This is a genomic window from Bacillus sp. FSL R10-2780, from assembly GCF_038006125.1.
In the GTDB taxonomy this organism is placed as follows: domain Bacteria; phylum Bacillota; class Bacilli; order Bacillales; family Bacillaceae_G; genus Bacillus_A; species Bacillus_A cereus_U.
This window is the reverse complement of sequence record NZ_JBBOUQ010000001.1, coordinates 35,609-59,930: the sequence shown is the minus strand read 5'-3', so window position 1 is coordinate 59,930 and position 24,322 is coordinate 35,609. Positions and strand designations below refer to the sequence as shown.

Here is a 24,322-nt window from a genome sequence, read left to right as displayed (position 1 = left end):
TATATCATTTTTTTTATAAACCACTTAACAAATTTCTCTCCAACTAGCATCCTTCACATCTTCACTAGTCGGTTTTCTAACTAATCCCACACAACATTCCTCACAAGCATCAAACGCAATGAAATTTTTCTGCGCTTGCCTTAACGAGGCCTTATTTGCTCCGCCTTCATAGTCATGATCGTTAAACTGAACAGGATCATCTTCCCAATAACATATGTTACAAATTTCATATGTGCCTGGTGGTTCTTCTTCTAATGTTTTATATCCGCAGCATGGACACGTGTATTTTTTCATTTTGTCACTCTATTATTAACTTGTTTTTTCTCCCATATATTCCGGTTCACAAAGAATGTAACAGCGCAAATCATAGTTATCCCTATGAAATACATCATTTGAAGAGTACGAACTTCTTCATATGCAGCTGGAACTCCTACCATTACAGACAAAAAGATAAAAACAATACTAAAAGCTAAAAGTAGATATAATAATAAAGATATAATATAGCTTAATTTAAATCGTAAAATGATACCTCTAAATAATAACTCTCCAAGAAGACATCCACCTAAAATAATAGGTACTCCGAAATACAATGTAAGGACTCCCATTTGCGCAGTAGCTTGAATTACATTTCCAAGTATGGTCGAAGTCTCCTCATTAAATCTTTCCATCCTATCATATAAATCAAGTACCGTTAATGAAATAAATAAACTTAATATAGAAAATGAATACGGAATTAAAAATTTGCTCAATCTCATTCACCTCACTTTTTCCTTTACATATATTATTCATTATTTTCTATCATTTTTACATAAAAAAATAACCCTCTATGATAAAACATAGAGGGAAGAATTTCTATATAAAAACCTATACCTTGTCCTGAAGTGAACCCGAAAACAGAACACATATCAAAACACCTAAACCATCTGTTCCCTATATTCTTTAGGGGATAAGTGGTTTAGGTGGTTTATTAGAAGGTAGTACCTTCTTTTTTATAATATTCTTTTGAAATCTCTTCATAAAATGCTGCCGATGTCGCGTAGAAATAAGGTGCTAACCATAAGAAACCGATTCCAAACGTAAGAATACTTAAAATGAACCAGCCAAGGAAACTTAAGCATAGTAAAAAGTAATCCATTTTATGTCCATTCATCATACGGCGACTTTCGGTAATTGCTTGATTCGCTGTGTATTCTGGATGATCATTCAAAATAAAATAAGTCATAGAATAAGAAAATGATTTAATAATACCCGGAATAATAAGAAGTAATGTCCATAGAATCAAGTATACATACATTAATAAATATGTTAAAAACGACTTCATAAGCTTACTTCCATCGCTAAACCATCTAAATATATGACCGATGCGAACACTAGTCCCACGGATTGCATTTAAAACAAGATAATAGGCGCCTATTGTTAACGGACCGATAACAAGCATTGCAATAATACTTACTGTAAGCGAATCACTTGCTTCTTTCCAACCCCAAAACATCGAGAAAACACCTGTGATTAGAAGTTCAACAGCTCCAATAAGGATTCCAAGTAATAGGGTTGCACCTACCGCTAATCCCCATTTTCCTTTTAATGCATCAAGTGCTTCTCTTTTCAACTGACTTATCATATATAACCTCCTACTATTATTTCTATATTAGTATACCATTTATATCGAAAATTTCACGAATTCCCCTGAAATAGAAGGTACTACCTTTTTTTCTGATACGTATTGAGAAATGTGCGCTGTATTTGCACCAATATATGAATTACACTAAAGAAAACCTAGTCCAATTGCAAACTATTCATTTTTCTATAACAAAAAAGCCTGCCTTTCATACTAGGCAAGCCTTTTCAAATTAATTCTCACTTATTCTCTTCTTATACCAATCCTGCATTCTCTCCGCATCTTCTACTCTCGTATGCTCTAGTTTATAATTCGATGATGCACTAGAAAACGTATACGTACATAAATCCGCTCGGCGCTGGAAATATGATTGTGTTTTTTCAATTGATTGGACGTGTCTTCTTCTTACAAGTCCTGTATGTTTCCCAATACTACGATGTACCATTGTAATTTGCTCTCCGGTTACACCATAACCGCTTGTTTTAAATGTTGCGTATCCAAGTGTAAAGATAAGGATAGCGAGTGGTAGTAAAGCCCACATGATGTAATACTTTTCAAAGTACATGATTATTCCTGTAAGCGGGATTGCGAACATTGCGAAGAATATAAAACTATCAATTAAGTAACGACGCAGCGCTGCTTTTGGTAATGATGTAATGTTTGTATTCAGTTCATATGGTAACTGTAAATGTGCGAGTAACTGTTGCACACGACTCTTTCGAATAATCGGATGCAGTGTAACTTTGTCATTCTCTTCTCCCAATCCCTTACTTTGAATGACTTCCACTTGCACAGCACAATAACCGAATGGTTGACGTAAAATACTTTCTTTTATCGTAATCCCTTGAATGCGGTGCAATTTTAGTACAAGTTCTTTCCTTTCAAGTAACCCTTGCGAAATACGAACTTCATCATTTTTTCGATTTACTGTGAAATTACCATGTTTTAACGCATATCCAATTGTGGATATAATCCAAGAAACGACGAGTAAAATGGCTACCATGTAAATCCAGCCATATATATCATGATCCATTACATACGACTCTACGCTATTTTTTATCCATTTCGGAATGTACTCATCCACTTGGTTATAAACGACAAATATTAAAGAGAATAATAATCCAAATTGACCAGATGTAATAGACGCTAATAAAATTTCTTTCCACGTTAACTTGTACTCTGTCGCTTGTTCTTCCTCTGTAATAATTTCTGTTTCTACTACTTCTTCTGATGTTTCTTCTGCTTTCACTTCTGGAGTTGGCTCATTTAGCATTGCAATAAGCTCAGTCGCCTCTTCTACTGTAATACCAGCTAAGCTAACTTCTGCATCATCGCCTCCGCCAGCTGTTTCGATTTTAATTTTCTTTAGACCTAACACTTGATACAGCATGCCTGAACTCGTATTAATCGTTTGGACACGTTCTTTATTTAAGTAGCTCTCCTTCTTCACAAAGAGCCCTTGTTTAACATGTAATACGTTATTTTCAACCCAGTATGTTGTGTAATACCATTTTTCAAACGCTGAAAAAACGGTGAGTAAACCGAATCCAGCGGGAATTAAATACCAAAATGGGAACTTTCCGTTTAAACTAAACATGAAAATAATTAATGGTATAAAATCTGTTAATTTTAATTCTAATAACATCGTGATTGGATGCTGCCTCTTATACATCCTCATCACTCACTTTCGCTAATTCTGCGATTCTCGTTTTCAGCATTTCAGCTTCATACATCGTTAAGCCGGGAATGCTATGAGAAGTTGCTGCCGTTGAAATATGTAATTCTGCTAATCCATGTTTTCTCATAATTGGCCCTTGTTCAATTGTAACGTGCTGTACACGAATCATCGGTACTAATACGCGCTTTACAACGAAAAGACCGTGCTGAATTTCAAGCTCTTCTTCATTTAATTGATAGCTATAATAACGCTGACGCAGTTTCGGAAACGTAAAGTAATCAAACGGCGTATATACAATTGTTAATCCGATGAGCACATAGAAAATCCAAGCCCACCAATTAAACTTAATCATAAAGAAAAGATATGCCAAAATGACTATAATACTAATTCCTAGCTCAATTAAGGAACGCGTTTTCCACACCTTGACCATGTCAGGATGAATTTCATTTTTCAATCGATCCATGTAACCACTCCAAATCTATTAATCTAATATATGAATTGTCTCAATCTATATTTTACATAACTTTACATAAAATTGAAAATTTATTATTTATTTCTCCTTCATTACGTTTTTCACATTTCGAATCCAAATTTCTTTATACTTTAACTGGAATCCTATTAATATGTAATTACTCATATTATCAATAACGAGCGCTAACGTATGCGCGTTTTCTTCTGTTGCATGTTGTGACACAACACCAAGTTCCACACCTTGCTTCAATAAATCGTGAAATCCATTTAAGAAATCTTCTTGTATTTCAAATAAGCGTTTCTGGTACTTTTCATTTCGCGTCGCAGTTACGATGAATTCATTTATAACGCGTAATATGCCTTCTTGACCTCTATACTCGGACAACATATGTAAACCATCTTCGATTAACTTTTCTGCAAAGTTTTCTTTCGTATATTGTTCTTTAACGAAGTAACCCGCGAATTGATATTCAGAAAAAATCTCTTCAAATAAAAAATCAACTAGTGCTTCTTTAGACGGAAAATGATAATAAATAGCGGGCTTTGATATGCCTACTTCTTTCGCAATCATTGAAAGACTCATCTTCTCAATGCCATGCTCTGCCATCAGTTTAAATGATGCCTCTACAATGTTGTGCGATGTTTGTAAATTTTTTGTCATAGCGTACCTCTTTTATTTTTACTTACCGGTCGGTAAGTAAATTGTAAAATGAAAATGAATGATTTGCAAGTTAATTAGAGTTTTAAAAGGAACTTCTTGATGAACCTAGAAAAATATAAAGTAAAAGCAATGTATAACGATAAGGAGGATTTTCATATGGGATCTGGCGGTAAAGGTGGTAGCGGCGGTGGTGAAGATGGTAAGAGCGGTAGTAGTGGGCTTTTATTACTCATTCTGCTCTTTATCGTATTCATTATAATTGGAGCTAGTTATAGTGTGCTTAGCTTCTAAGAAAAGACACAATTCAATTAGTTATAGTAGCGTAGAAAACCGTATGCGAGGTTTCCTTCATACGGCTTTCTGTATCCTTAGAATAAAGTTTGATTAAATTAACCTAATAAACCTTGATAAAAGAGGCAAATAGAAAAAACTAATTTATATTTGAAATCTCCATTTTCACTACACTAAATCATAAGAGTTTCAATCAAATTACTCAACTTTTCACGATCCCATAGTTTAGTATTAGTCGTATTAGCTAACTCGATAGCTCCTTTAGTATATGTACTATTTGTAATTACCCATGATTCGTCGGCACCATAGTACGCTTTCCCCGCTACAACTTGTTGTACCGCTGCATTCCCCACCGTACTTTTATATCGTTTTGCTTGAATTACATATTTTTTATTTTGTCTGAATGCTAAAATATCTACGCCTTGATCTCCACTACCTTTCGTTAATTCTGTTCTAAAACCAAGACTCTTAAGTAAATCTGCTAGGTATTTTTCAAACTCCTCTCCACTAAATAAATCTATATCCTTAATAGTAATAATTTTCTGTTTATGTGCAGTTGTTCTACTGTTATTAAGTGAATTCTCTAACTGTACAGCCTTAAAACTTTTTATTTCTTTTTTTACAAGTATGTACATTTCCGTTGTTCCTTGAATGTAACTTATAAAGCCTTTTTCTTTTAAAAATACTGCTAAAAATCCTAAATACGTAATCTGATTAAAGTTACTTTCACCTACCAGACTAATATATTTATGTATAACATCAACAATATTATTATATTCTGGAGATAGATTAAACAATGGAATGAATTCATCACTATGTTCACTAAAGTTATTCAAAAAAGCCATTTCTTTTAAAGTAAGAACTAAATAATCTTCATTACCATTAATTTTATAGTTTTTACTTTGTAGCACGTATAAGAATGGATCAAATAATTCCTCATAAAAGGAAATTACCCAGCCCCAATTTTGATAATGGAATGACCCTGAATGATTATCTTTTTTTTCTTCACCTTTAATTAGCGCTAGTAGAAGCTCATCTGAATTAGAATGAATAATTCCTGACACATCATGAAGCTCAACAAAGTTTCCAAAGAGTTCGTTAAACTCTTCATCTTCTTTCCTATATTTATGTTCTTCTAAGTGACGTTGTACTCTTTCTTCTTCGTATCTCTTGTTAGCATATTTACAAATCACTTCAGCAAAAAATTTAATTTGGGTTGATTTTTCCTTGCCCAGTAAATCAATATTATTATCACTATTAAGTTCTTTTGAGACAAAATCAGTGGACACTTGCCCCTGCATCTCAAAATAAGCTTCCATTTTTTCCTTTTGTTTTCTACTTAAACGGGTTTGTTTCATTAATTCCCCTTTTTTTTCCTCAATAATAGAATCAAATTTTTGAATTTCTATATTCTTTTCCTCAACCTCTATAACACAGTTTTGAAGTAATTGTTCTTTAATATACAATTCTTCAGTTACACGTTTAAGTTGTGCTACCTTAGACTCTATTTTGATTGAAATTGAGTCTAATTCTTCATGTTGCTTATTTATTTTTAAATCAAGAGTTTTTAAATTTTTCTTTGCTTTGACAACCTTCGATAAGAGTCCCATTAATTCTTTCTTTACTTCTTCTCTTTGTGTAAATGCGTTTGTAATATCTTTAATTTTTTTTAACACTAATTTACGTCTCACTTTCTGAATTATTACCTTTAGATTGTATAAATAATAGTTACATAAAGGTTATAAAGTATCAATATTCATTTTAATATAATAATACTCTTGTATAAAAGAAAAGTTTGTAATCCTTCTTATATTTCCCATCCCAATAAACCCCATCTTTAAAGCAATAGAAAATTCTGGTCCGCCTTTCTTATACACGATTAAACTTTTTTCAAAGCCACGCTGTCCGATATTCTTCCTAGAAAATCACATCACACATATTCACTAGCCTCGACTTTTCTGTATGAGCTGTAAGTTCTAACTTATTCATAAGGGTTTCTCCACCAGTTGCCTGCAAGCTACCAGACAACTTGGCTCCTTTGACTATTGAAGACAAATAAAATAGAAAGCACTGGCTGTATGTAACGGTCAGTGCTTTCTATTTTCAGCATTCTTATACATCATGTGTGTTTCATTATTGATCATCCACAATAATATAGGCTGTTCTAATTGGTCCATGTACACCTACGACAAGATTCATTTCAATATCCGCGCTATTTGACGGACCCGAAACGAAATTCACACAAGCGGGCAGGTTTTCTCCCGCTTTATTTTGATCATGAATCAGTTTTGTAGCATGGGTTAATCTTGGTACAATCGTACTTTTGGGAACAATTGCAATGTATGACTCTGGAAGCAGACTAACATGTCTTCCTTTTAACCCATCATTAAATAGCACAACGGTTCCTGATTCTGCCAGAGTCATATCACTGAACGTAATGCCAAGGTCGGCAGCTTTCGCAAATTCTATGTCCTCTTCTTTATGATCTAATCCCCATGTACGAAAATGTGTTGTACCTTCATTGCTGAAACATGGCGTAAGACCATACTCATTAAAGCGCTCATCATTCGAACATATAACAGATTTGATATTCCATTCTTTTATAAAAGATTGAAATGTTTCAACAAGATTTTCCGTTGTTGTTCGCTTTACTTCTGTATGAATCACTTCGCAGTGCTCTATTAACTTTAATACAAGTTCTTCTTGCGCCAGTCCGTCAAAAACATTCCACTGCGGGGAAAAAGACCATTTCGGTTTTTTCACTGCTTCTGGACGTTTCCTACCAAGCTTTTCTGATAATTGGAGTAAAAATTCCTCACGATTTTGGATGGCCATCATCGTTCTCCTTTACGTGTTTTTCAAACCACTCTCGAAACGGTTGTTTTTTCGGAACTGGAAAATCTCTCGCGTCCGTCCAAGCTTTTAACGGTCCAATGCCGCGCTCAATCTTATCTCCTTTTGCGAGAGGTTTTAATGCATACGGAGCGCTCTTCGCTGCAAAAGAAAATAGTCTAGGACTCTTCACCACTTTTTCAAAACCTTTCATAGCCACGTTCCAAGCTACGGGGGATTGTTTTTCTTCTATAATACGGCTGCGATGTTTAATTAATAAGTCATGTAACGGGATTTTCACTGGACACGCTTCTGTACAAGCACCACAAAGGCTAGACGCATAAGGCAAATCCTTATATTCATCATATCCCCCTAAAAGCGGTGTCAACACAGCTCCAATTGGTCCTGGATAAATAGAACCATATGCATGTCCACCAATATGCCTGTATACAGGACACACATTAATACATGCCGCACAACGAATGCACTGGAGGACACTTTGGAATTCCGTTCCTACAATATCGGAACGACCATTATCAACAATGACTAAATGAAATTCCTCAGGTCCATCTGTTCCGCCAGGCTCAGTTAACCCTGTAATATAACTTGTTAACTTTTGTCCTACAGAACTTCGGCATAGAAGTGTTACTAAAACATCAAGCTCTTCCCATGTTGGAACAATACGTTCCATCCCCATAACTGTAATCAACGTTTTCGGAAGTGTCGTAGTAAGTCTTGCATTTCCTTCGTTTGCTACGATAGAAATTGATCCAGACTCTGCAACAGCAAAGTTACATCCAGTCACCCCTATATCCGCTGCAAAAAAATCATCACGTATATACGATCTTACAAACCTCGCCATTTCCGTCGGATCAGATGTTCCCGTATAATCTAACTTTGTTTTAAATATTTCACAAATGTGTTCTTTATCCTTGTGAAGGCACGGAACAACAATATGTGACGGCGGATCGTGGTCGTTCACTTGTAGAATAAATTCAGCAAGATCTGTTTCTAACACTTCCGCTCCAGCTTCTTCAATCGCTTCATTTAAACTGATTTCTTCCGTTACCATCGATTTTGATTTCACAATTTTTTTCGCGTTTTTCTTTTTTACAATCCCTTTTACATATTCCCTTGCGTCTTCTGCAGTCTTTGCGAAATAAACAAAACCACCGTTTTTCTCGATATTTTCACTCAGCTCATATAAATAATAATCAAGGTTTTCTAATGTATGCTTTCGAATTTCTTCTCCTAAAGCTCGCCATTCTTCCCAGTTTCCAAGACTCTCAGTAGCTTTTAATTTCTTGATTCTAAGACCATCTTGCGCTTTCCTGACAGCCTGTCGCATAAATGGATCCCCAATGCCTGTTTTAGTACGCTTATGAAAGGGATCGTTCCCAATTTTCATTCCCATCTCTATATCCCCCCTTGTTTTCGATCTTCATTTAATACTTGAGCAATATGTTTTACATCAATTGGATAACCATTGCGTGTTAAACGTCCTTTTATATTCATTAAGCAGCTACAATCCATCCCAATTAACACTTCCGCACCGGTTTCCATAATATGCTTTACTTTTTCCTCAACCATTTGCTCAGAAATTTCTGGCATTTTCACTGAGAATGTACCCCCAAATCCGCAGCAATCATAATTATGCGGCAGTGAAACAACTTCCAGTCCCTTTACACATTTTAATAATTTTTGCGGTGGTTCCTTAATCCCCATTAATCGGCTCATATGACAAGATGTATGAACCGTTGCTTTTTTATGAAGCTCCGCACCTAAGTCTTCTTTCCCTAATACTTCCACAAGAAATTGTGTGAACTCATATGTTTTATTTCCAAGTTCAGTAGCTTTTTTCTTCCACTCCGCTTCACTTTCAGAAAATAAGCTAGAAAACTCGTGAACCATCATAGCGCAAGAGCCCGATGGTGCCACAACATATTCTGAACTAGCAAAGGCTTCAATCATATGTTTTGCAGCTGTTTTTGTTTCTTTAACATACCCGCTATTATAAGCTGGTTGTCCGCAGCAAGTTTGAGTTTTAGGAAAATCCACTTCACACCCTAAATCTTCAAGAATTTCCACAACATCTCTTCCTACTTCTGGATAAAAAACATCTGCAACACAAGTAATAAATATTGATACTTTCATATTTGCACCCCTAAATACACTAAAGTAAGCTCAAGTAGCTTTATAAACAAATCCACCTTATCTGTATATTATTGGTAAAAAACAAAAAAATATGAATAGAAATAGCAAAAAAAAGACTCTCAAATTTGAGCATAGCCATCAACTTAAAAAATGCATTGTTCCTAAAACGAAAAAAACGAGTTGAATTCACATAAATAACTGTAAAAAAATTAAAAATTTTGTTTAGGGGGTACTTAAAGACCTTATCTTGATGGGTATGGGGTATCGCCACACGACTAGCCAGCACTCACACCCAAAAACAGGAGGGAATGATAAAATGTAGTTTTAGGAGGGGAAAGAATGAAAAATGTACATAGATGGTTAAATTATTTTGGTTTTATATGTGTGTGCATGTCTAGCTTCGGTTTTGTTTCTCGTTGGATTTTTCGTGATGTGATTGCACTCGATCAATTACTTGTTTTGAGTATAGGAATTATTATTTTAATAACAGCGTTTTTTGTAAAACGTTGTAGTAAAGAGTTACGTGGTGATAAAGGTTAATCGCTCTAAATGTAGTTTTAGAATTTCGCAATCGGACCATATTGTTGAATAAGACTTATTGAATAATGACAGTTTATTTTAAGAAAGTAGATCGATAATATAGTAAATAATACTTTATATGAGGTGCGATAGATGCAATATCTTATTGGAGGACTGGCTGAAAAGTGTGGCGTTAACACGGAGACCATTCGATACAAATGGTCGATCGCAATGAAGCAAAGTGCGGTGACATATATGATTTCACTGTTCTTAAATTAGAGGACATCCAACGTAAAATTCAAGAACTAAAAAAAATTAAACAATATGTGAAAAATGGACTTACTCCTAATCCAGTAGAGCTTATTCGCGAAAACATAAGAGAAAACCGATGTGGTTGTGAAGTAAACAATCCACAAGGTAGTTGTTGTTTAGGCAATGTTATAACTTACATTAGAAAAATGTCATTAGGAACTTAAATGTTTCTTTTTTTCACCAAAATACTTGGTGCTATTTCAAAATCTCAGGTTGATGGGCATGTGACGGTGCCTCATGCTCACCAAGCTAGTTAGTGTATGTTAAGTAAACCTTATGGATTTGTATATCTCATCCATCCACTTTCAGATTGTTTCGCTTTATACTTCCCATAAGACAGAAGCTTCATTGCCGAGCGATTGGCCGCATGAAAAACCAAGTTCAGCTTCCATTCTTCCTCCATTTCACTGGGATAGGTGGTGGATTCATAAACATAATAACCCGCCATGATACAGGGGACTACTTGCTCCGGTTCAAATCCATAAGCAGTTGCATCATCCACAACCAAATCAATGATGCATCGGTTTCCATCTTTAACTTTTTTCTGGAGTAATTTTTTTACCGATCCTGGTACTAATTCTAATATTTTATCCTTCATGTCAGTCACCTCATCTTTTATCATGTCCAGATAGCCTGGGGATATGTGTCAAACAGCATGAAATTCCAACCGTAATTGCACAGGTTTAACAAGATCTTAAGGACTACATCACCCTAAAAGGGAAAATGGCTTTAAATCCAAGAAATCTGGTGAGACAGGGAGAAACGTATTCTTTCATTTTGCAGTCGATTGGAACGAAACAATTTAAATGTAGGAAAACGTGTCGTGTCTAAAGTGGACAACCTATGTTTCTATGATTCTCCATATTGGCAGGATAATAATGTTGTAGGCATCTGTAGATGCAAGATTAGGATTTACTATAGACGCAAAAGTAACTGTCAATGGATCCACAATATAAAATACACAACAGCAAAGGTAAAACTAAAAGGCATGAGCCCTCGTACAATACCGGACCCATGCCCAAGAAGCTTCCTAATGAAATAACGTGTCTAACTTTTGGATGTCATTTTGTGGCCATGAAACAAAGTTTAATAAAAGGATGATTTAATTGAATATAGAAAAAGCGTGTTTTGAACAATCTTTTTTCGAACCACGCTTTTTTTATTTGCTCTTTTATCAAGGTTTATTAAGTTAATTTAATCAAACTTTATTCCAAGTAAAGCATCTTTGGCTAGATAACCACCTTTACACTGATTTCGCCATCGCTCTACTGAATATCAAGTTCACTGCAATCACGATGACTGCACCGATAAGGGTTGCAAATACACGGTCGAACAGAATGATAAACTGGAACGGCTTGCCGGCTTCCATGATCAAAATAATGAGCGGGATCATGGTTGCAGAGTATACAAGATAATTTCGAACCTTTAGAAGAGGTCGAACACCTGCGAATAGCCCGATACTTATAACTAACCCCCAAATTGGTAGACTAGTTGCGAGAAGCAAGCTCGCAACAATCACGCCGATTACTGTACCAAGTACTCGTTGTGTTGTTTTGATTGGAAAGAGTTCTATTTTCCGCTGAGTAAGGATCGCTACGGTAATTGCAATCCAATAGAAGTGGTGCTCGGGCCAAAGTATTCGCAATCCCTCAGCTATACCTAGACATAATGCGAGCCTGATTGGGAATTGCCAACCGGATAGGTGTGCAAGAGAATTCCGCCATAGAATGATTTTTTTCGATGTTGGCCCTTTCACATCTCCATCCAGCGATGATTTATAACAACGGTGTACCCAGATGCCTAGCACCAAGCTGATACTGACGGTCCAAATCGCCCCTGCTAAGATTGAAAAAATTAGTTCCATCCGGTACTCCGTCTGGTCGACCATGTTGAGGATGATGATCAGGAATACGACAAAGCGTGTTGTTGCCACCGCCAAGGCACGACTATATCCGCCAATTAACGCAGCAAGGCTTACCAGCAGGATCAAGACTCCAAATGTCAGATAGCCATGTCCGAAAGAGAGAACAGCAGCAGTCGCAGCGAGCACTACTGATAGCAGCGCTGATGCCAACTTTTTCCCGTGATTTATAAAACTCGAACCGACTTTCACGCTACTGACTGCCAAACTGCCGACCGATGCAGCAAAACCAAGAGCGGGATAGCCTAGAACTGTGGCGAACAGAACAGGTCCGGCCATACCTATGCCGGCGGAAATGAGTTCTACTATTTCTACCTCGGCCTCCTTAGACCAAGAAAACACTTGAGCCCTATATGTCTTTACATTCATCTATAGCACCTCTTCCGACCCAAAGAGTAGGGTACAGTTTAATAATAGGCTCTTTCTTTAATCCATGGACATGTGGTGATACCTATGTCCACCAGGCTAATATTTTGAAGTATCCCCAAAATGAAAATTTTATCTTTCCAGAGTTATTTATAATAATTCAGCTCATTTTTTTCGATATGGGGAAATGCCAATTTCTTAAGTTGATGGCGATGTAGCGAGACCCCACTTATAAGTAATTGATTAGAGGTGGTAAAGATATTGTTATGGTTTAATAAGATTTCCGTAAATATATTATAGGGACTGCGCTCCATTCCTTCATTCGTCAGGGAATAATAAATATAAATAAAAAGAAGGCATCCTAAATGTGTAATTTAGGATGCCTTCTTTTTTATAAAGCAAATTAATTTCTATTAAGCAAGCGCATACGATAACAATTCATCGTCACTTCCCCAAGCCTTTGCAATAATTGATAGTTCGCATACGCGCCGACCGGGGCACCGATGATTGGGACAAGCTGAAGCATTTTTGCTAAATCAATATAGTCTCGGTATTCTGTTTGGAACTTTTCCCAGTCCATATGATTTTCTTCTTCTGTATCCCACGTTTCAATTGCTTTCCATACTTCTTTTCTATGGTCATCACTCGAAAAAGCAAGTTGGAAAACGTGAAGAATAAAAAGGCGCTCTTCTTTTTTACTCGTATCAAATCCGTACAATGTTGCTGCATCAAATAAAAATTTTATTTTAATGGTAAGTAGAAGCGGAAAATCAGCAAGACCGAGGAGAATACCACCTGCTCCCGTTCCGGCTCCTTCTGCCGCTGCGACTTTTTTGTACTCATCCATTTTTTTACGTACTTCATCGTCTCGTCTTTGCAGTGACCAGTTCGTTTCTTTTAGCTTCGGTTTTATGAAGTTTGATCCAGCACTAATTGTTTGTACCATCATCCGAATCGTTTCTGTTAGTACCTTTTGCACTTTCGCCGGCACTAGTTGCTGCACTTTCACCTGCACTTTTTTAGAGAACCGTGTCATCATAGAAGAATCTTTCATGAATGTAGCTTTCCACTGCTCCAATTCTTTTATAACCTTCTCTTCATATGTAATCATAGGTTCATTCCCTTCAGTTTAAACGCTCAATGCGTTTCGCACCGTATTGATAAACGAAACCAATACTAAATAATATGCTTACGACAAATAAAATGCCGGTCATTATGAAATCTTTCGTCGCAAGTGCAAATATAACTGTAAATACAACGCTACCGATGATGAGAATCGCATTTAATAAAGTAAGAAAATCGTTCTTCTTCTCGTCTACCCCTACTGGATATAAATCAAGCCAAATTTTCATGCGGTGATGTTTCCAAAGGGTTAATAGCTGATAGCCGATTAAGTATAAGAAAATAAGACTTACGATAAAACGTCCATATAAAAATGGGATGAAGTAAAGAATGACTCCTCCAAGAACGAGTAAACGCATATATAAGCCGAAATAGTTACCTGATCTTAAAAACGTTCTCGTATATAAGTATAAATATGTACGGTTCTCACCAATTATCGAAAGAATGAAATCAAGCCATTTCCTACGTGATACTCTCTCTTTTAACGCTGGTACATCAACGAACATATTCGCAATGCGGTACAGCAGCATCATTTTTTTACCTTCTTCAGAAATTAAATACTCCCAGTTTAGCGGCTTTCCCTTCACCTTTTGATGCATAACAGCAAGGTATAGCGCCATAAGAAAAACAATTACACCGGTAAAAATAACTGAAGTACGTTCTACAAGGACGTACACAAATAAGCCGTTTAAGATAAAGCGAATGAACCAATCTGCTTTTTGAACGCTTTGATCTGTTAAAAATGATTTTTCCCACGCTACGAATAAATTCCACGCTTTTACAATGACGAACGCGATTACAATCCATATGTAAGCCGCTCCTGTTTGCTTCATTTGCTGGAAGTATAACGGGGCAAGCGCAGCGGCTACCATTGCGATTATGTATAACTGAATCATAAACGTAAAGAGAAATGCCTTTGTAAAGTAAGGCTTTAACTTTTCTTCAACTGGCAGCAAGTACACAAGGTCCGCTTCTTTTAATAGCGTTTGTATGGATCCGGCTGTTAATACGAGGCCAAGTAAAACTGCCATAACGACCGCTGTCGGAAACGATGGTGTTAACGTTTGTAACCATTGCTGGTAATAATACGCTCCTGCGCCGATGATAAATACGAAAATAAATTTCAAATGATCATTAAATACGTATTTACTATATGTACGAACTTCTTTTAGAAAGTGCCGAAATCGTTCTTTCCATAACGCTGTGCTATTCATAATCTTCTTCCTTTGTTAGTGCAATGTAAATATCATCTAACGTTGCACCAGGCATGTTAAATTGTGATTGAAGTTCTGATAATGTTCCCATCGCTCTCACTTCACCTTGATGCAAAATAATGAATGAATCACAATAGCGCTCTGCTGTCGCTAAAATATGTGTACTCATTAAGATGCCCGCACCACTTTTTTTCATTTGATCCATCATTTGAAGAAGTGATTGAATCGCTAACGGATCAAGCCCGACGAAAGGTTCGTCCACAATGTACAGTGATGGTTCAACTAAAAATGCACTCATAATCATCACTTTTTGTTTCATCCCTTTTGAGAAATGAGACGGAAACCATTTCAAGCGATTTTTCATGCGAAATTCTTGTAATAGTTGTCCTACACGTTCTTCGTACTGTTTTTCATCTACACCGTACGCCATCGCTGTTAATTTCAAATGCTCTTCTAACGTTAACTCATCATATAATACTGGCGTTTCTGGAATGAAGGAGAAACTAGAACGGTACGCTGTCATATCATCACGAATTGTTTTTCCGTTAATTGTGACAGTTCCTTTTTTCGGCTCCATTAAACCGATGATATGTTTAATTGTCGTACTCTTCCCGGCTCCATTTAAACCGATTAAGCCGACAAGTTCGCCTTTATTAACAGAGAACGAAACATTTTGCAGTACAGGTCGTTTCGTATATCCTCCTGTAACATTTTCTACACGCAATAACTCGCTCATACGACACCACTTTCTTCATTTATATTCATTCTCTTTTGTAAGAAATGTATATATTCATCTTACCAAAAATCATGGTGCACTACATAGTATCGATGTCTCCAAAAAAAAATTTAAATTTCTTCGCATATATTTTTACGAAAGCGGACATCATAATTAGTGAAGAAGGAACACACTTGAAAAAGCAACCACCAATTGATGAGTACAACAACATAGTGAAGTCATCATGAAATGGGGTGTCCAAATTGGACAATGAAATTTACACATAACCAGATAATTTGTTTCATTTTCGAAACGGGGTGTCTCCGAAAGAGCATATACTGTTTTAAAAAATAAACAATTTCATTTTTAAAAAGATTGCAATTCATTTCACTTGAAAATGGGGTGTCTACGGCAGAAACTTTAGCCGATTTACCGTGCATTTCTTATATAAATGAGGTGTCTGCGAACCGTAAATTATAAAAAATGCTTTTTCAATCCCTCTTCAGAAAACAGGAAGCTGAGTCAGCTTCCTGTTTTTCGTGTTTGTTCTCCTATGTAATTATGGTAAAATACGGCTAAGACTATTTGAAAGGATGAGATCGATGAATCATACAGCGGACAATTGTATTTTTTGTAAAATCATTGACGGGCAAATCCCTTGCTCAAAAGTATACGAAGATGAACATGTACTTGCATTTTTAGATATTAGTCAAGTAACAAAAGGACATACTCTTGTTATTCCGAAAGTTCACAAACAAGACATTTTTGCGTTAACGCCAGAAATCGCATCACATATTTTTGCTGTCGTTCCAAAAATCGCAAATGCAATGAAAGCAGAATTTAATCCAGTTGGCTTCAACCTACTTAACAATAACGGCGAGAAAGCTGGACAAACTGTATTCCACTTCCACCTTCATTTAATTCCACGCTACGGTGAAAACGATGGTTTCGGTGCTGTTTGGAAATCACACCAAAATGAATATACAATGGAAAATTTACAAAACATCGCAAGCACAATTGCAAATAGTGTGAAATAGTGCCACTATAATAAGAAGTAATACATATCAAGCCGATTCCTCTGGCATTTATTGTATGGCTTGTTTCTTCACAAAAAATGCCGGGGATATGATTTTTTGTGCATAGCATGTACAAGAGAGAGAAAAGCTCACTTTTCTTCCCCTTGTCTTAAAGATATGCACACTTTTATACATCATGAATACGAACGAAAAATAAGGAGGTTTCCTTTTATGTCAAAAGCTAAATCCTTTATTACAGGTGTACTTTGCGGCGGAGCAGTTGCTGGAATAGCCGTTCTTTTCTCAACTCCTTCTTCTGGTAAAGCTATGCGCGGTAAGCTGAAAGAAAAAGGAACTGATATTAAAAAGACATTAGCTGATATTACAGCTGATACAAAATTATTAAAGCGCCAAATCGTTGAAACTGCTTCAGAAGGTAAAGAAGTATTTCAAGAACTAAAAGACGATATGCAAGACACGCTTTCTAACTGGAAACAAGATATTTCTCAAAACAAACGACATATTGAAAAAGAAATTTTAGACATTCAAAAGTCAATTGAGAAACTACAAGAAGCCGTTCCAGAAAAAGCGTAAACATATTCCTGCTTAGTTTTTTGCATATAACAAATATTTTTCACACGAATTGACCTTAACACGGCATATCACATAGATATGCCGTGTTTTTATGCATTTACAATATATGTTATCTCTTAACATGTAAAGAAAACACATGTATTCTTGACTCATAAAACGCTTCCATAGTTATGCATGATTTGTATAGAATGTTGTTTTTCCGAAAAATTTTCACAATTCTCACAAAAAGACTTTATTAATTTTTATTTTACTGGCATAATAGATAATAATGAAAAAAGAATGTTAAAGTGGGTGAGTAAATGAAAAGTGGAGAAAAAAATTACTCGGTAAAAGAAGCGATGATTTTCAGCCAACGTATTGCTCAATTATCGAAAGCGTTATGGAAATGCGTAGAGAAAGATTGGCAACAGTGGATTAAACCTTACGATTTAAACATTAATGAGCATCACATTTTAACCATCGCTTATCATTTAAAAGGGGCTTCTATTTCTGAGATTGCTAAATTTGGAGTTATGCACGTCTCAACAGCGTTTAACTTCTCTAAAAAGCTTGAAGAACGCGGCTATCTTGTATTCTCAAAAAAAGAAGATGATAAACGAAATACGTACATTGAAATTACAGACAAAGGGGAAGAATTACTACTTTGCTTAATGGAGGAGTATGATCCTGAAAATAATTCTGTTTTTAATGGGGCACTTGAACTTCGTAATTTTTACGGTAAGTTCCCAGAAAATATCGAACTGATTGCAATCCTTCGTAATATTTACGGACAAGACTTCATCGATATTTTTGAGAAATCATTAGAAGATATCGAGGAGAACTTTACGGAATCCGATCAAAAGTTAGTTAAGAAATAATCTATTTATTTTTTCGCAATCATGCGTAAGAATTCATTCATAAGTGGCTTAAATAAACCTTGTTTTGCTAGCGCTTCCGCAGTTTCGTGTACTTCGAGCTGATGTGGAAGCGCTTTTTCAAATTGATCTAATAACGCATCAAACAATAGTAGGCCTTCTGCTTTCTCCACTACATATTGTTCGTTCAGTTTTTCACAAAGTTTTAGTATACGTTCAATGTCTTTTTTACGAGCTTTTTTCTTTATGATTAAAGAATAAAATGGACACTTTTCTTCATCAATCATTTTAAATAGTAGGTCTACGTAATATTCAGCTTGTTCTAGTCTTCTTACAACGTCCATTTTCTCCCTCGCTTCCTAACACAAAGTCTTCTATTTCTGAATTTTGTAACACGAACAAAATATCGTATGATACAATATATAAAGTATATGTATTTTAGCCAAAAGGAGGTCTCGCCTCATGACTCTTATAACCGTTGTTTTTGTTGCATTCGCACTTCTTGTTATATTTTACACGAATTTCATGACACATACACTGTGTGAGCGAAAACAAATATCTGCGAGCCGCCAGCCCGGTGTCTTTCGAGTTATTAATGTATGTATTACCATTCTATTAATTTCTAGTTATATAGAAATTATATTTCATGGAAAGTGAGGAAGGAAAGCCCCTTCCTCATTTTTTTCCTCTATAAGCAAATTATACCTACTATAACCAATAAAATAAACAGTACAAGTAATAAAATAAGTTGAGAATTCATCCCCCATCCCCTCCTCTTTTCTATATATGCGGCATTCGCCCAATATGGTACCCTTTCAAAATCTGACACAAACTGGTTAAAATTTCTTTATCAATAGGAAAACTCGTCGAAATATGATATATTAAATTTTGTACATATTGCTTATACTATGAAATAAACGACACGCATCTAAACTTTATCCTAAAGCCTAGGTAAGCCCTGTTAAGCGTGCTTTTACATATAAAAAAAGCAAAGACATCAGTGAGACTTAATCAGGTTCTTATGAACGAAAATAACCTATCATAAGGCGTTTCTTCATTTGTACGGGATAAATTAAAAATACATAATAGTAGGAGTGTTTATTGAATGAAGAAAGCTATGCTTGCCTTAGCCGCAACAAGTGTAATCGCATTATCAGCATGTGGAACATCATCATCATCAGACAAAGTTGTTACATCTAAAGCTGGTGACATCACTAAAGAAGAGTTCTACACTCAAATGAAACAAACAGCTGGTAAACAAGTACTAAATAACATGGTTATGGAAAAAGTACTTATTAAAAACTACAAAGTCGATGACAAAGAAGTGGACAAAAAGTACGATGAAATGAAAAAGCAAGTCGGTGACCAATTCGATACACTAATGAAACAACAAGGTCTTAAAGAAGAAACAGTTAAAAATGGCGTTCGCGCTTCATTAGCTCAAGAACAAGCGATTGAAAAAACAATCACTGATAAAGAACTAAAAGAAAACTACAAGCCTGAAATTAAAGCAAGCCACATTCTTGTAAAAGATGAAGCTACTGCGAAAAAGGTTAAAGAAGAGCTTGGACAAGGTAAATCTTTCGAAGAGTTAGCGAAACAATACTCTGAAGATACTGGTTCAAAAGAAAAAGGCGGAGACCTTGGCTACTTTACAGCTGGTAAAATGGTTAAAGAATTCGAAGACGCAGCTTATAAAATGAAAAAAGATGAAGTAAGCGAACCTGTAAAATCACAATTCGGTTACCACATCATTAAAGTAACAGATATTAAAGAACAAAAACCATTTGATGAAGTAAAAGGCGACATCAAAAAAGAACTTGTTCAAAAGAAAGCACAAGATGCTCAATTCATGAACGATCTTATGATGAAAGAAATCAAAAAAGCTGACGTAAAAGTTGACGATAAAGATTTGAAAGATCTTTTCGAAGAACCAAAAGCTGACGCTAAAAAAGACGAAAAGAAATAATGAAAAGCTCGGGCTAAGCCCGAGCTTTTTTTGTATGCCCTCTCCTTGCGTTACATTACGTTCAGATTCGGTAAATGAAATTATATGATCCGTTCTCCGGATCAATCAGCTGCGGATCTAATTATATCAGCGATTTTTCAATTATATCGACTTACCGACAAAAACTGACAATGATCGCTCTTCCCTCTTAAAAAACAACAAAAAACCTCGATTCCACCACATGCGGAACCAAGGTTTATCTTATTATCATTGATTAAATTAAAAAACTATGTTAAATTAGTACAGAAACGCATTCTTAAAAAATAAGAGAATGTATTTATCCGTATCTTAATTGTACAACAAAACACATCTTCAGTCAACCTCTATTTTTCACTTTTAAAGGAGTGCTTACCGTATGAACAAAAAACTTGATCAAGAGCAAAAACGCTTGGATACCGTAATAGAAACGATTACGGAGCAAATTGATAAACTGGAAAGCGAAACTGGCAGACGCCGGGCAGAAGTAATCAACATTCGTAAACACTTCTGGGATGATGTAAAAGTTAACACTGATACTTTTGACGATTATCTTGAAACAGTTATCAACTTAAGACAACAAGCTCAGTCACTAGCCGTAACACAAATTACCCATAAGCACACCTTTAATCGACTTGCCGCACTACGCCGTATGCATAAAGCACCTTACTTCGGACGAATCGATTTCAAAGAAGAAGGAGAAGTTGGTGCAGAACAAATTTATATCGGGGTGGCTACCCTTACCGATGCAAGCGGAGAAAACTTTCTTATATACGATTGGCGCGCACCCATTTCAAGTGTCTACTACGATTATCCACCCGGACCAGCTGAGTACAGTACACCAGGAGGCGTAATCCGCGGTAATGTGGAGAAAAAATTACAATATATTATTCAAAATGGCGAGATTGATTCCATGTTCGATACGAGCCTCACAATTGGAGATGAAATCCTGCAACAAGCGCTCGGAAAAGGTACAAACAAACATATGCAAAGTATTGTTGCTACTATCCAGCGCGAGCAAAATGAAATTATCCGTCACGATGAAGGGCGACTACTTATCGTTCAAGGCGCTGCTGGTAGTGGTAAAACATCAGCTGCATTGCAGCGAATCGCCTACTTACTATATAAATATCGTGAATGGCTAAAAGCGGATCAAATCATTCTCTTCTCCCCTAACTCCATGTTCAACAGCTACGTGTCTAACGTACTACCTGAACTCGGTGAAGAGAATATGCAGCAAGTTACATTCCAGGAATATTTAAACCATAGACTAAGCAAGTCATTTGACGTTGAAGACCCTTATGAACAACTAGAATATATGCTAACTGAAACGAATAGCCCTGCCTATAAAACTAGAAATGCGAGCATTCGATTTAAAGCATCTACTCAATTTTTCGATATGATTAGAACGTACAGACAATCGCTTGAATCTTCAGGCATGTTATTTAGAGGAATGAAGTTTAGAGGAAAACTGATTGCCTCTGCTAAAGAAATCTCAGAGCAATTTTACAATACAGACTCCTCCCTCCGTTTCCATAATAGAATTGAAAAGTTAACGGATTGGCTAAATAAACAAATAGATGCAATCGAAAAAGCAGAACTGAAAAAACCTTGGGTAGAAGAGGAAATTGAACTACTTAGTAAAGATGAATATCAAAAGGCTTATAAATATTTACAGAAAAAGGGCGAGTTTGACGACAACTCCTTTAATGATTATGAAAAAGAAACGAAAGTACTCGGACGTATGATTGTCCGCAAAAAATTAAAGCCACTTCGTAAAGGCGTTCAAACGCTACGCTTCATCAATTTCACAGGCATATATAAACAACTCTTCACAAATTCATCATGGGTTACTGGAGAAAAACCTAAAGAATGGGACGACATTTGCTCATTAACGGTAAACATGCTTAATGAAGGAAAGCTATATTACGAGGATGCGACTCCATTTTTACTTTTAAAAGAATTAATTGAAGGCTTCCAAACGAACAGATCGATTAAACACGTACTCGTCGACGAAGCACAAGATTATTCTCCGTTTCAATTCGAGTTTTTAAAACGTCTCTTCCCTGCCGCAAAAATGACGGTACTCGGAGACTTTAACCAAGCGATATTCGCTCATGCGAGGGAAACGGTTAATTTCAATACACTTACTAGCTTATACGGGCCAGACGAAACAAACGGCATCAACTTAACTCGTAGCTATCGCTCAACAAGACCGATTATTGAATTTACACGCTATCTCGTACCGGAAGGAAAGAACATTAACGCCTTTGAACGTGACGGCGAGAAACCTACAGTAACGAAAGTTTCTGATTACAACGAACTGCATAATTGTATTACTTCCAAAGTTGTTGAACTACAAGAACAACAGCACAATACGATCGCAATTATATGTAAATCCGCAGCCGAAAGTGCCGCTGCCTACGAAGCACTCAGTCATATCGAGAATATTAAACTTGTGAAAAGTAACTCAGCCGAGTATGAGCAAGGCATTGTCGTTATTCCTGCTTATTTAGCGAAGGGTATCGAATTTGACGCTGTCATTATTTACAATGCCTCTAAAGATGTGTACAGTGATGTAAGCCTTCGTAGATTGTTCTACACTGCTTGTACGCGCGCGATGCATGAATTGCAGCTTTATAGCGTTGGTGAGGTTAGTCCTTTTGTACTTGGGGCTGATTCGGAGAGTTTTAAATGTATAACAAAAACACCTTGATGATTATCAAGGTGTTTTTTTCATTCTAAATGACATATCTTTACGTCGATACACACTTAACACAATACCCATTAAAAATGCGTGAAACAGAGTTGGTATCAATCCATAGCTAATAAAAGGCAAGGATATAGAAGCAATCGGTAATAAACCTATGATCATACCAACGTTATAAATAAACTGGACTACAAAAAGAGTCATTCCTCCAACGAGAAGCAATTTACCATACCGATCATTTATTTTATAAGATATGACCATTATCCTTGCTACAAAAAGAGAAAGAACGAAGACAAGAATTAGCGCAAGCACATACCCATAATAGTAAGTCAAACTTGCAAATACAAAATCAGTATGGGCAGCAGGGATAGACTTCACATTTCCATATGTACCAAACCAACCTGCTGACGACATTACCTCTTTTAAACGCATATACATAAATCCTGGACCATCCGCATTACGCTCTGGACTTAAATACCCTAAAATTCTGGCCATCCGGTATTCTTTTACTGAGGACCAGGAATAGAATACTCTGATAATAAATAAACAAATTGGTACAATTGTAATAATCAATGCCTTTTTCTTTCCTAACTTACTCCACCAAAGCATAACGAATACCATCGTGACATAGATGAAAATTGGCGCAAGAACCGATACAGTTAAAAATAAATACAAAGAAAATAAGTACAAAATCAGAAGGTGCCTTACCTTTAATCTACTGTTATTAAAAAAAGAAGCCCAAGCTAACAGAAAGAATGGTACTGCCATTAAACATCCAATTGCGATGGGATTAATTTGTATTAACGCTTCTCCATTCATGAAAGCATTCGGAAAACATTTTATCATTAACAGAATAAGTACTCCGATTGTATAAAACAGCCATCCAAGTCTCTCTAATTTCCGATAATCGATCAGCATCATCCCAAAAGCTGTTGCAATGCCGAGAATAACAAAAATCACCTTATTCATTAGTAAATCATTCGTATGTCCAAAAGCTATAATTGGCAGAAATCCTAGCCCCATAGCAGTCACTAATAAAATAATTAGGAACCAATCAACCTTTGGCTTATGAAGTTTGTTAAGTTCTTGCCCAAGTTTGACCGGACTTCCCATTTGTTCAACAGCTTTGACTTCAGCAACTTCCTCACTTAATCCTTTTTCTATCCACGTGTTCTTCGCCTGTTTTAAGTGAAACTCTAGTTCAGTAGCCACAAAGCTCTTTGCTTCTTTTGATTTAATATGATTGGTAACTTCCGTTAAAAAACGCTCCCCTTTTTTATTCAATTCCGC

Annotated in this window: 26 protein-coding genes and 1 pseudogene; 10 read left to right on the top strand and 17 right to left on the bottom strand. The window is 36.0% G+C overall.

The annotated features are described in order from the left end of the window. Window positions 1-24 precede the first annotated feature (24 nt). The 6 genes from NSQ47_RS00310 to NSQ47_RS00285 form a co-directional block, all read right to left on the bottom strand. Window positions 25-294: a CPCC family cysteine-rich protein gene (locus NSQ47_RS00310; protein WP_341035788.1), complete on the bottom strand. Its 270-nt coding sequence runs from the start codon at window positions 292-294 to the stop codon at window positions 25-27. After that, the gene (locus NSQ47_RS00305; RefSeq protein WP_341035787.1) at window positions 291-749 is read right to left on the bottom strand and encodes a hypothetical protein; all 459 of its coding nucleotides are present in this window, start codon (window positions 747-749) and stop codon (window positions 291-293) included. The genes NSQ47_RS00310 and NSQ47_RS00305 overlap by 4 nt, the downstream gene beginning before the upstream one ends. A gap of 218 nt (window positions 750-967) precedes the next feature. Beyond that, a complete protein-coding gene (locus NSQ47_RS00300; protein WP_078174786.1) occupies window positions 968-1,621 on the bottom strand; it encodes a DUF975 family protein in 654 nt (217 codons plus the stop codon). Between the two features lie 229 nt (window positions 1,622-1,850). Next, complete coding sequence (locus NSQ47_RS00295) at window positions 1,851-3,290, bottom strand: PH domain-containing protein (protein ID WP_341035786.1); 1,440 nt, start codon at window positions 3,288-3,290, stop codon at window positions 1,851-1,853. Beyond that, a complete protein-coding gene (locus tag NSQ47_RS00290) occupies window positions 3,283-3,759 on the bottom strand; it encodes a PH domain-containing protein (RefSeq protein WP_341035785.1) in 477 nt (158 codons plus the stop codon). The genes NSQ47_RS00295 and NSQ47_RS00290 overlap by 8 nt, the downstream gene beginning before the upstream one ends. Window positions 3,760-3,846: 87 nt before the next feature. Further along, a complete protein-coding gene (locus NSQ47_RS00285; RefSeq protein ID WP_341035784.1) occupies window positions 3,847-4,428 on the bottom strand; it encodes a TetR/AcrR family transcriptional regulator in 582 nt (193 codons plus the stop codon). 99 nt (window positions 4,429-4,527) lie between these two features. On the opposite strand from NSQ47_RS00285, the gene NSQ47_RS00280 reads away from it, so the two are divergent. Then, window positions 4,528-4,719 carry a sporulation protein YjcZ gene (locus tag NSQ47_RS00280; RefSeq protein ID WP_445662087.1) on the top strand — a complete coding sequence of 64 codons (192 nt, stop codon included), beginning with the start codon at window positions 4,528-4,530 and terminating at the stop codon, window positions 4,717-4,719. A gap of 173 nt (window positions 4,720-4,892) precedes the next feature. Here NSQ47_RS00280 and NSQ47_RS00275 read toward each other — a convergent pair whose 3' ends face one another. From NSQ47_RS00275 to NSQ47_RS00260, 4 genes are all read right to left on the bottom strand, one after another. After that, entirely contained in the window at window positions 4,893-6,395 is a 1,503-nt protein-coding gene (locus NSQ47_RS00275) for a restriction endonuclease (RefSeq protein WP_341035783.1), read from the bottom strand. 457 nt (window positions 6,396-6,852) lie between these two features. After that, on the bottom strand, window positions 6,853-7,554 hold the full coding sequence (locus NSQ47_RS00270; protein WP_341035782.1) for a LutC/YkgG family protein: 702 nt from the start codon (window positions 7,552-7,554) through the stop codon (window positions 6,853-6,855). Beyond that, entirely contained in the window at window positions 7,535-8,965 is a 1,431-nt protein-coding gene (locus NSQ47_RS00265) for a LutB/LldF family L-lactate oxidation iron-sulfur protein (protein WP_002158995.1), read from the bottom strand. Before NSQ47_RS00265 ends, NSQ47_RS00270 begins: the two co-directional genes overlap by 20 nt. A gap of 2 nt (window positions 8,966-8,967) precedes the next feature. Beyond that, a complete protein-coding gene (locus NSQ47_RS00260) occupies window positions 8,968-9,705 on the bottom strand; it encodes a (Fe-S)-binding protein (protein ID WP_002158996.1) in 738 nt (245 codons plus the stop codon). Between the two features lie 339 nt (window positions 9,706-10,044). Between NSQ47_RS00260 and NSQ47_RS00255 the strand changes: the two genes are divergently transcribed. Both NSQ47_RS00255 and NSQ47_RS00250 read left to right on the top strand, forming a co-directional pair. Next, a complete protein-coding gene (locus tag NSQ47_RS00255) occupies window positions 10,045-10,245 on the top strand; it encodes a hypothetical protein (protein WP_002158997.1) in 201 nt (66 codons plus the stop codon). A 197-nt stretch (window positions 10,246-10,442) separates the two neighbouring features. Beyond that, window positions 10,443-10,700 (top strand): hypothetical protein, encoded by a 258-nt coding sequence (locus NSQ47_RS00250; RefSeq protein WP_002158999.1) that lies wholly within the window; start codon window positions 10,443-10,445, stop codon window positions 10,698-10,700. 110 nt (window positions 10,701-10,810) lie between these two features. Here the strand turns inward: NSQ47_RS00250 and NSQ47_RS00245 are convergent, their stop codons facing one another. After that, window positions 10,811-11,134 (bottom strand): hypothetical protein, encoded by a 324-nt coding sequence (locus NSQ47_RS00245; RefSeq protein ID WP_002146752.1) that lies wholly within the window; start codon window positions 11,132-11,134, stop codon window positions 10,811-10,813. A gap of 210 nt (window positions 11,135-11,344) precedes the next feature. Here NSQ47_RS00245 and NSQ47_RS00240 point away from each other — a divergent pair. Next, a pseudogene (locus NSQ47_RS00240) lies at window positions 11,345-11,637 on the top strand (hypothetical protein); the annotation flags it as partial. 142 nt (window positions 11,638-11,779) lie between these two features. On the opposite strand, the gene NSQ47_RS00235 reads toward NSQ47_RS00240, so the two are convergent. From NSQ47_RS00235 to ecsA, 4 genes are all read right to left on the bottom strand, one after another. Continuing rightward, complete coding sequence (locus tag NSQ47_RS00235) at window positions 11,780-12,826, bottom strand: FUSC family protein (RefSeq protein WP_341035780.1); 1,047 nt, start codon at window positions 12,824-12,826, stop codon at window positions 11,780-11,782. Window positions 12,827-13,226: 400 nt separating this feature from the next. Beyond that, complete coding sequence (ecsC, locus tag NSQ47_RS00230) at window positions 13,227-13,934, bottom strand: ecs operon protein EcsC (RefSeq protein ID WP_002030211.1); 708 nt, start codon at window positions 13,932-13,934, stop codon at window positions 13,227-13,229. A 13-nt stretch (window positions 13,935-13,947) separates the two neighbouring features. Further along, window positions 13,948-15,159 carry an ABC transporter permease gene (locus tag NSQ47_RS00225; protein ID WP_070128071.1) on the bottom strand — a complete coding sequence of 404 codons (1,212 nt, stop codon included), beginning with the start codon at window positions 15,157-15,159 and terminating at the stop codon, window positions 13,948-13,950. Then, window positions 15,152-15,895, bottom strand: a complete 744-nt coding sequence (ecsA, locus tag NSQ47_RS00220) for an ABC transporter ATP-binding protein EcsA (protein WP_105586545.1) — start codon at window positions 15,893-15,895, stop codon at window positions 15,152-15,154. Before ecsA ends, NSQ47_RS00225 begins: the two co-directional genes overlap by 8 nt. 581 nt (window positions 15,896-16,476) lie before the next feature. On the opposite strand from ecsA, the gene NSQ47_RS00215 reads away from it, so the two are divergent. From NSQ47_RS00215 to NSQ47_RS00205, 3 genes are all read left to right on the top strand, one after another. Next, a complete protein-coding gene (locus NSQ47_RS00215) occupies window positions 16,477-16,911 on the top strand; it encodes an HIT family protein (RefSeq protein WP_001016832.1) in 435 nt (144 codons plus the stop codon). Between the two features lie 210 nt (window positions 16,912-17,121). Next, window positions 17,122-17,484, top strand: a complete 363-nt coding sequence (locus NSQ47_RS00210) for a YtxH domain-containing protein (RefSeq protein ID WP_002159008.1) — start codon at window positions 17,122-17,124, stop codon at window positions 17,482-17,484. Window positions 17,485-17,783: 299 nt separating this feature from the next. Continuing rightward, window positions 17,784-18,341, top strand: coding sequence for an HTH-type transcriptional regulator Hpr (locus tag NSQ47_RS00205; RefSeq protein ID WP_002159009.1), 558 nt, complete (start codon window positions 17,784-17,786; stop codon window positions 18,339-18,341). Window positions 18,342-18,346: 5 nt separating this feature from the next. Here the strand turns inward: NSQ47_RS00205 and NSQ47_RS00200 are convergent, their stop codons facing one another. Then, window positions 18,347-18,682, bottom strand: a complete 336-nt coding sequence (locus tag NSQ47_RS00200) for a DUF1878 family protein (protein ID WP_002150076.1) — start codon at window positions 18,680-18,682, stop codon at window positions 18,347-18,349. Window positions 18,683-18,800: 118 nt separating this feature from the next. On the opposite strand from NSQ47_RS00200, the gene NSQ47_RS00195 reads away from it, so the two are divergent. From NSQ47_RS00195 to helD, 3 genes are all read left to right on the top strand, one after another. Then, window positions 18,801-18,995, top strand: a complete 195-nt coding sequence (locus NSQ47_RS00195) for a hypothetical protein (protein ID WP_000172692.1) — start codon at window positions 18,801-18,803, stop codon at window positions 18,993-18,995. A 448-nt stretch (window positions 18,996-19,443) separates the two neighbouring features. Beyond that, window positions 19,444-20,307 carry a peptidylprolyl isomerase PrsA gene (prsA, locus tag NSQ47_RS00190; protein ID WP_002159010.1) on the top strand — a complete coding sequence of 288 codons (864 nt, stop codon included), beginning with the start codon at window positions 19,444-19,446 and terminating at the stop codon, window positions 20,305-20,307. A 394-nt stretch (window positions 20,308-20,701) separates the two neighbouring features. After that, on the top strand, window positions 20,702-23,038 hold the full coding sequence (helD, locus tag NSQ47_RS00185; protein ID WP_341035777.1) for an RNA polymerase recycling motor HelD: 2,337 nt from the start codon (window positions 20,702-20,704) through the stop codon (window positions 23,036-23,038). Window positions 23,039-23,044: 6 nt separating this feature from the next. Here the strand turns inward: helD and NSQ47_RS00180 are convergent, their stop codons facing one another. Beyond that, complete coding sequence (locus tag NSQ47_RS00180) at window positions 23,045-24,316, bottom strand: FtsW/RodA/SpoVE family cell cycle protein (protein ID WP_341035775.1); 1,272 nt, start codon at window positions 24,314-24,316, stop codon at window positions 23,045-23,047. Window positions 24,317-24,322 lie beyond the last annotated feature (6 nt).

Excerpts from the sequence above, each read along its gene's own strand:
- NSQ47_RS00310 (WP_341035788.1), bottom strand. The coding sequence starts at position 294 with ATGAAAAAATACACGTGTCCATGCTGCGGATATAAAACATTAGAAGAA.
- NSQ47_RS00300 (WP_078174786.1), bottom strand. The coding sequence starts at position 1,621 with ATGATAAGTCAGTTGAAAAGAGAAGCACTTGATGCATTAAAAGGAAAA.
- NSQ47_RS00295 (WP_341035786.1), bottom strand. The coding sequence starts at position 3,290 with ATGTATAAGAGGCAGCATCCAATCACGATGTTATTAGAATTAAAATTA.
- NSQ47_RS00290 (WP_341035785.1), bottom strand. The coding sequence starts at position 3,759 with ATGGATCGATTGAAAAATGAAATTCATCCTGACATGGTCAAGGTGTGG.
- NSQ47_RS00285 (WP_341035784.1), bottom strand. The coding sequence starts at position 4,428 with ATGACAAAAAATTTACAAACATCGCACAACATTGTAGAGGCATCATTT.
- NSQ47_RS00280 (WP_445662087.1), top strand. The coding sequence starts at position 4,528 with ATGAACCTAGAAAAATATAAAGTAAAAGCAATGTATAACGATAAGGAG.
- NSQ47_RS00270 (WP_341035782.1), bottom strand. The coding sequence starts at position 7,554 with ATGGCCATCCAAAATCGTGAGGAATTTTTACTCCAATTATCAGAAAAG.
- NSQ47_RS00265 (WP_002158995.1), bottom strand. The coding sequence starts at position 8,965 with ATGGGAATGAAAATTGGGAACGATCCCTTTCATAAGCGTACTAAAACA.
- NSQ47_RS00260 (WP_002158996.1), bottom strand. The coding sequence starts at position 9,705 with ATGAAAGTATCAATATTTATTACTTGTGTTGCAGATGTTTTTTATCCA.
- NSQ47_RS00255 (WP_002158997.1), top strand. The coding sequence starts at position 10,045 with ATGAAAAATGTACATAGATGGTTAAATTATTTTGGTTTTATATGTGTG.
- NSQ47_RS00250 (WP_002158999.1), top strand. The coding sequence starts at position 10,443 with ATGGTCGATCGCAATGAAGCAAAGTGCGGTGACATATATGATTTCACT.
- NSQ47_RS00245 (WP_002146752.1), bottom strand. The coding sequence starts at position 11,134 with ATGAAGGATAAAATATTAGAATTAGTACCAGGATCGGTAAAAAAATTA.
- NSQ47_RS00235 (WP_341035780.1), bottom strand. The coding sequence starts at position 12,826 with ATGAATGTAAAGACATATAGGGCTCAAGTGTTTTCTTGGTCTAAGGAG.
- ecsC (WP_002030211.1), bottom strand. The coding sequence starts at position 13,934 with ATGATTACATATGAAGAGAAGGTTATAAAAGAATTGGAGCAGTGGAAA.
- NSQ47_RS00225 (WP_070128071.1), bottom strand. The coding sequence starts at position 15,159 with ATGAATAGCACAGCGTTATGGAAAGAACGATTTCGGCACTTTCTAAAA.
- ecsA (WP_105586545.1), bottom strand. The coding sequence starts at position 15,895 with ATGAGCGAGTTATTGCGTGTAGAAAATGTTACAGGAGGATATACGAAA.
- NSQ47_RS00215 (WP_001016832.1), top strand. The coding sequence starts at position 16,477 with ATGAATCATACAGCGGACAATTGTATTTTTTGTAAAATCATTGACGGG.
- NSQ47_RS00210 (WP_002159008.1), top strand. The coding sequence starts at position 17,122 with ATGTCAAAAGCTAAATCCTTTATTACAGGTGTACTTTGCGGCGGAGCA.
- NSQ47_RS00205 (WP_002159009.1), top strand. The coding sequence starts at position 17,784 with ATGAAAAGTGGAGAAAAAAATTACTCGGTAAAAGAAGCGATGATTTTC.
- NSQ47_RS00200 (WP_002150076.1), bottom strand. The coding sequence starts at position 18,682 with ATGGACGTTGTAAGAAGACTAGAACAAGCTGAATATTACGTAGACCTA.
- NSQ47_RS00195 (WP_000172692.1), top strand. The coding sequence starts at position 18,801 with ATGACTCTTATAACCGTTGTTTTTGTTGCATTCGCACTTCTTGTTATA.
- prsA (WP_002159010.1), top strand. The coding sequence starts at position 19,444 with ATGAAGAAAGCTATGCTTGCCTTAGCCGCAACAAGTGTAATCGCATTA.
- helD (WP_341035777.1), top strand. The coding sequence starts at position 20,702 with ATGAACAAAAAACTTGATCAAGAGCAAAAACGCTTGGATACCGTAATA.